Origin of the sequence: Pseudomonas morbosilactucae (assembly GCF_023241665.1) — a bacterium.
Lineage (GTDB): Bacteria > Pseudomonadota > Gammaproteobacteria > Pseudomonadales > Pseudomonadaceae > Aquipseudomonas > Aquipseudomonas morbosilactucae.
In genome coordinates this window covers 1-4,594 of record NZ_JALQCX010000097.1, presented here as the reverse complement: position 1 = coordinate 4,594, position 4,594 = coordinate 1, and the positions used below count along the sequence as shown (strand labels likewise).

5 protein-coding genes are annotated in these 4,594 nt (G+C 63.7%); all 5 read right to left on the bottom strand.

Features of this window, described 5'->3' with window-relative positions:
• Window positions 1-697, bottom strand: a 697-nt coding sequence (locus M1B35_RS31650) for a phage tail-collar fiber domain-containing protein (RefSeq protein ID WP_268264046.1), incomplete at its 3' end; no start/stop codon positions are given.
• A gap of 8 nt (window positions 698-705) precedes the next feature.
• Window positions 706-1,230, bottom strand: a complete 525-nt coding sequence (locus M1B35_RS31645) for a phage tail protein (protein ID WP_268264045.1) — start codon at window positions 1,228-1,230, stop codon at window positions 706-708.
• On the bottom strand, window positions 1,223-2,398 hold the full coding sequence (locus M1B35_RS31640; protein WP_268264044.1) for a baseplate J/gp47 family protein: 1,176 nt from the start codon (window positions 2,396-2,398) through the stop codon (window positions 1,223-1,225). Before M1B35_RS31640 ends, M1B35_RS31645 begins: the two co-directional genes overlap by 8 nt.
• Complete coding sequence (locus M1B35_RS31635; protein WP_268264043.1) at window positions 2,395-2,712, bottom strand: DUF2590 family protein; 318 nt, start codon at window positions 2,710-2,712, stop codon at window positions 2,395-2,397. Before M1B35_RS31635 ends, M1B35_RS31640 begins: the two co-directional genes overlap by 4 nt.
• Window positions 2,709-4,594 (bottom strand): phage tail tape measure protein (locus tag M1B35_RS31630; RefSeq protein ID WP_268264042.1); only part of this gene is annotated, 1,886 nt, incomplete at its 5' end. The genes M1B35_RS31635 and M1B35_RS31630, both read right to left, overlap by 4 nt.

Genomic DNA, 4,594 nt, shown 5'->3' with positions numbered 1-4,594 from the left:
CGCTCAGCTCACGCTGCAGGGAGACGTCCACCCAGGCGGTGGTGGGGAATGCCGGCGGCACAATGTCCAAGGCCGCCGTGCGCTCGATGCGGATGCCCTCCACATAGGCCGTCCCGGGTTTGACCTGGTACACGCCTCCGACCTTTTCCACCTGCAGCGAACTGCCAAAGAAACAGGCCCGGCCGAACACGTCGCGGTTGCTACGGCGCTCGCGCTCATCGATGCCCGCCAGGCGCACGGTGAAGTCGTGCTGCCAGGTGCTGGCGTCAATGGTGATGCCGGTCAGCGCCTGGGCGCCGTCGAACACCACCAGGAAGTTGCGGGTCAGGTTGTTGCCGATCTGCAGCGGCGGGATGTTGCGGCGCTTCTGCTGCAGCGGTACATGGGCAACCGCGAACAACACGCCTTCGGCCGTCTCCAGGCCAATCCAGTTGAAGTCCCAGTCGCCGGTGTCCGAACCGATCTTGGCGCTGTAGACCACCTGGTTAGGGTTCACGTAGCCGGCCTGGTCGTCACCGATCGGCTGTGTGTACACGATCTGCGCGGCGGCAGGCTTGGCGGCAGCGCGATCCACTGGTCCGCTCGGGTCCAACCCGGGCACGTTGGCAAAGATGAACCGGGCCACTTTCAGCCCGGCGTGTGCGGCTTGTTTCTGGGCGATCAGGTTTTCACCTGCAAGGGTAATGCTGGCTCCCATGGGGGCTCCTACAGGCTGGCGACCAGCGTTTGCTGGTCGTCGTGAAAGTGGACGATGGCGGCGGACAGGCGCACGGGGGTGATGGTCGAAAAGTCATAGCGCCGGCAGGTGCGGCCGTATTGCTGAATCAGCACGCGCAGTAGCTCGGGGTTCTGCGACAGTTGGGAGTCGGAGAAACGCAGCAGCACGACGTCCCAGTCTCGGTCGGGTTGGCGCTCCTCGATCTCGACGTAGCCCACGCCCAAGCGTTCCAGGATGCGTTTCATGCCTGCGGTGCTGCCGGCGTCCACGGCGTTGATAAAGGCGTGTTTGACCCGCAGTCGGTAAAGGCCCTCGGGTTCACCCTTGAAGCGAGTGATATCCCGCTGCCAAGCCAGCAGATCGAGCACGACCAGGTGACAGGTGTCGGCGTCCAGCTGCAGCAGCGGCCAGCGCAACCAGTCCTCGACCTTTTCCCACCAGGCCTGGGCGGCCTGCTTGAGCTTGGTCAGCTCGGTGCCGGCCAGCCAGAACTTCAGATTGAGCTTAATCATGCAGGACCACCTGCAGGCTCTGGATCCGGGGGATGTTCAGTTCGGCCAGAATGTCGTCGGTGGTGAAGTGCAGCGACTCAATGCCGGCGAACTGCTGGTGCAGCTCTTCCCCCAGGCGGCTGAAAGAAAACCGCGATTGCGGGTAGGTCAACGTCGGCTGGTAGTCGCTGGCACTGCTCTCGCGGAACGCGGCCCTGATGAACTGCTCGGCGTCGGCCTGGAGCTTTTGCCGCTGCTCGGCCGTGAGGGTTGAGCGCGGCCAGATCTCCACCTGCAGCGCGTGGAAGGTTTCCGGCATCACCATCACCAGGAGGTCATCGCCGTGACCATGGTTGCCCTGGTCGCGGATATGGGCGTTGATCTCTTCCAGGAACGTTTCCGCCGGCACGCCGGCGTCGAACAGTACAAATGCATTGGCACTGCCCGGGCCACGTGGTGCGCCGTGCTCGAAGTACACGCCATCAGGGCGAACGCCCGGGAAGGCCGAGATCATCGCCCGATAGACCGCGTCGGTGTGCCACTGGTTGACCGCCGAGAACTGGTTGCGCACGCGCAGGCGCAGCTCGTCGTTGGGCTCAGGATCTGCACCTGGTGTACTCAGCCAGCCGTCGTTGTTCACCACCTGGGCAATGCCCGGTACCGGGACTGGCAGAATCGCGTAATACCCGGGCGCCAGGTTGTAGCCTGAGCCGGTGTCGACGGCTTCCACCGGGATCTCCAACTGCATCAGCCCATCAGTGAACGCGCCGGCCACAGTGGTGACCAGTTGGTAAACGTGGCCATTGATCGCGGCCGACTGGATCACCGTCCCGGCCGGCACTACCAGGGCGCCGCCGGCGGCCGTGCGGGTGAACAGCAGCACGCCCTGGGCCTTGGTCGCGCCCTTGCGCTCGACGTTCACCGCCCAGGCCAGCATGTCCAGCCAGGCGTCTTTGGCGGTCTTGACGAAAAAGTTAGGCAGCACGGTGCTGACAAAAAAGTCCAGGATCCACATCACCGGTTTGGTTACCAGGGCGGTGACAACCCGCCAGAACGGCGAATAGGCACTGGTGTTGCTCAGTTTGCTGCCCTGGGCCGCTACCTCGGCCTCCCAGGCCTGGCGCAGACCGGCCTCGGTGGTCGGAATGCCGGCATCGGTCAGCGCCTGCTTAAAATCTACGTCGCTCAAAGGGTCACCTCTACGTCACCGAACTTCAGGGTTGTGGCCGTGACCAGGTACTGCCCGGGCTGCAGCTGAGTGATTAGCGCGGTCCCGGGCACCAGGCGTTCGTCGGCCTCCACAAGCAGCTCCAGTTGCTGGATGCAGTCGCGCTGCTTGAGGCGGTCCCGCTCGGCGACCAGGGTCACCAGCAGGCCGCTGTCGCGGATCATGTGGGCAATGTCCTGGGCGATGCTGGCCCGGTCCTCGATCAGCAGCGGCTGTCGTGACGGATCCAACACCAGGTCGTTGTCGACGATCCAAAGGTCTATGTATTCGCTCATCCGCCGGCCGCCATGCTCACCATGTTTTCCAGCTCCAGCGGGCTCATGGGCTTGCCGGTGTGGATGTTCACGTTCTCCACATGGGTTCCTTTGTTCTGGCTGCTGTTGTTCTGAATGCTGGTCAGCAGGCCGCCAGGCGGCACAGCGTTGGGCCGTGCCGGCGCAAGGCTTGGAATAGCCGCGTTGATGGTCTGCTGGGCTTTTTGCGAGGCGCTGGCCATGTCTGCAGCGTTCACCGCCTGCTCGGCGCCGGGGATGGTCGGCATGTCGCCCAGGCGGGCCTCGATGTTCACGCCAGGAATGGCGTTAATCATCTCGATCAGGCTGTTGATCGCCTTGTAGAAGACCCCGACGATCCCGTCCCAAGCCGCCTTCGCCATGCCGGACCAACCGCCCATGGAGTTGAACCACTCCGATAGCGCGGTCAGTTGGTCGCTGACCCACTTGAACGCCTCGCTGTTCATCAGCGCGGCCGTCCATTCGTCCCAATACACAACGGCGGCGATTACCGCCGCGACCAGGGCCATGATGCCGATCACCACCCACACCACCGGGTTGGCCAGCAGTGCGGCGTTGACCAACCAGATCACGCCCTGCCACATGAGCATGGCGCCGCGAACCAGGCCCAGGCCCACGGTCAGCAACGAGATCACGGTGATATAGGTCAGCATCAGCAGCTTCTGCAGCAGGAACACCGCCGTGGTCCGCAGACTGACCATCTGCACCACTTTCCAGACAGTTACGATGGCCAGCCAGGCCATGCGGCAAGCGCCGACGGTGAACGTCAGCAGCGACATAGCGGCGATGATGGCCAGAATGGTCAGCGTTACGATGCCGATCACCCGTGCGATGTTCGGGAACAGTTGGGTCCAACGGGCCAGGGTGCTGGCGATTGCACTGAGCTTTGCCATCACCGGGGTCAGGATCGGCAGCAGCACCTGGCCGAAGACAATGCGCAGCGCCTCGACAGCGGCGCCGAACTGCTGCCATGGGTCGACCATGGCGTCAGCCATATTCTTGGCTTCCTCAAGCCCGCGGACTTTGCCCAGCTTGTCCATGCTGTTGCGCAGGCGGTCGCTGTCCTTGGCCAGGGCACCGATGACCTGGGCACCTTCACCGCCAAACGCCTCCATCAGCTTGGCGCTGGCCGAAGCACTGGTCAGGTCGCCCAGCTTGCCTTCCAGCTTCGCCATGATGTCGAGTATTGGCAGAGCCTTGCCCTGGCTGTCGGTGAACTTCATCCCCATCTTCTGCGAAGCGGCGCCGAGGTTTTCAAAGAACGCTTTGTAGCGCCCGCCGGCGTCGCCGCCTTCCATGGTGCTGCTCAGCGAGCCGATCACCGCGAACTGCTCGGCAATGCCCACGCCGCTGGCGGTGGCGATGGCTCCCACTTCCTTGAACGCGTCCTTGAGCTGGGCACCGTCGGTGCGGAACAGCTTCACCGCCAGGGCGGTTTGGCCGGTCAGCTTCTCGACCCATTCGCCCTTGCCCATGGCGTCGGCCTGGCCCTTGAACAGGTTGTACATGGTGCCCATGTAGGCGCTGGTCGTTTCGGCGTCCGACTTGGTGGCCTTGGCCAGCAGGTTGCTGGAGTTGGTAAAGGTGGCCAACTGGGTGCCGGTCAGGCCCTTGATGGCACCTTCCATGCTGTACGCCGAGGCCACAAAGTCCCGGGCGCTTTCGCCATAGGTCATGGAGAACTCAAGCGCCTTTTGATTCAGCGCGGTCAGCGCGTCCTCGGCCACGCCCAGGGACTTAACCTCGCCCAGGGCGCGGTTCATCTCCAGGGCCGGGGCCAGTGACTGGTTGATGCCGACAAAGGCGCCCGTGACGCCGCCCAGGCCCATGCCCATGGTCTTAATGTTCTTTTCGCTTTGCTCGG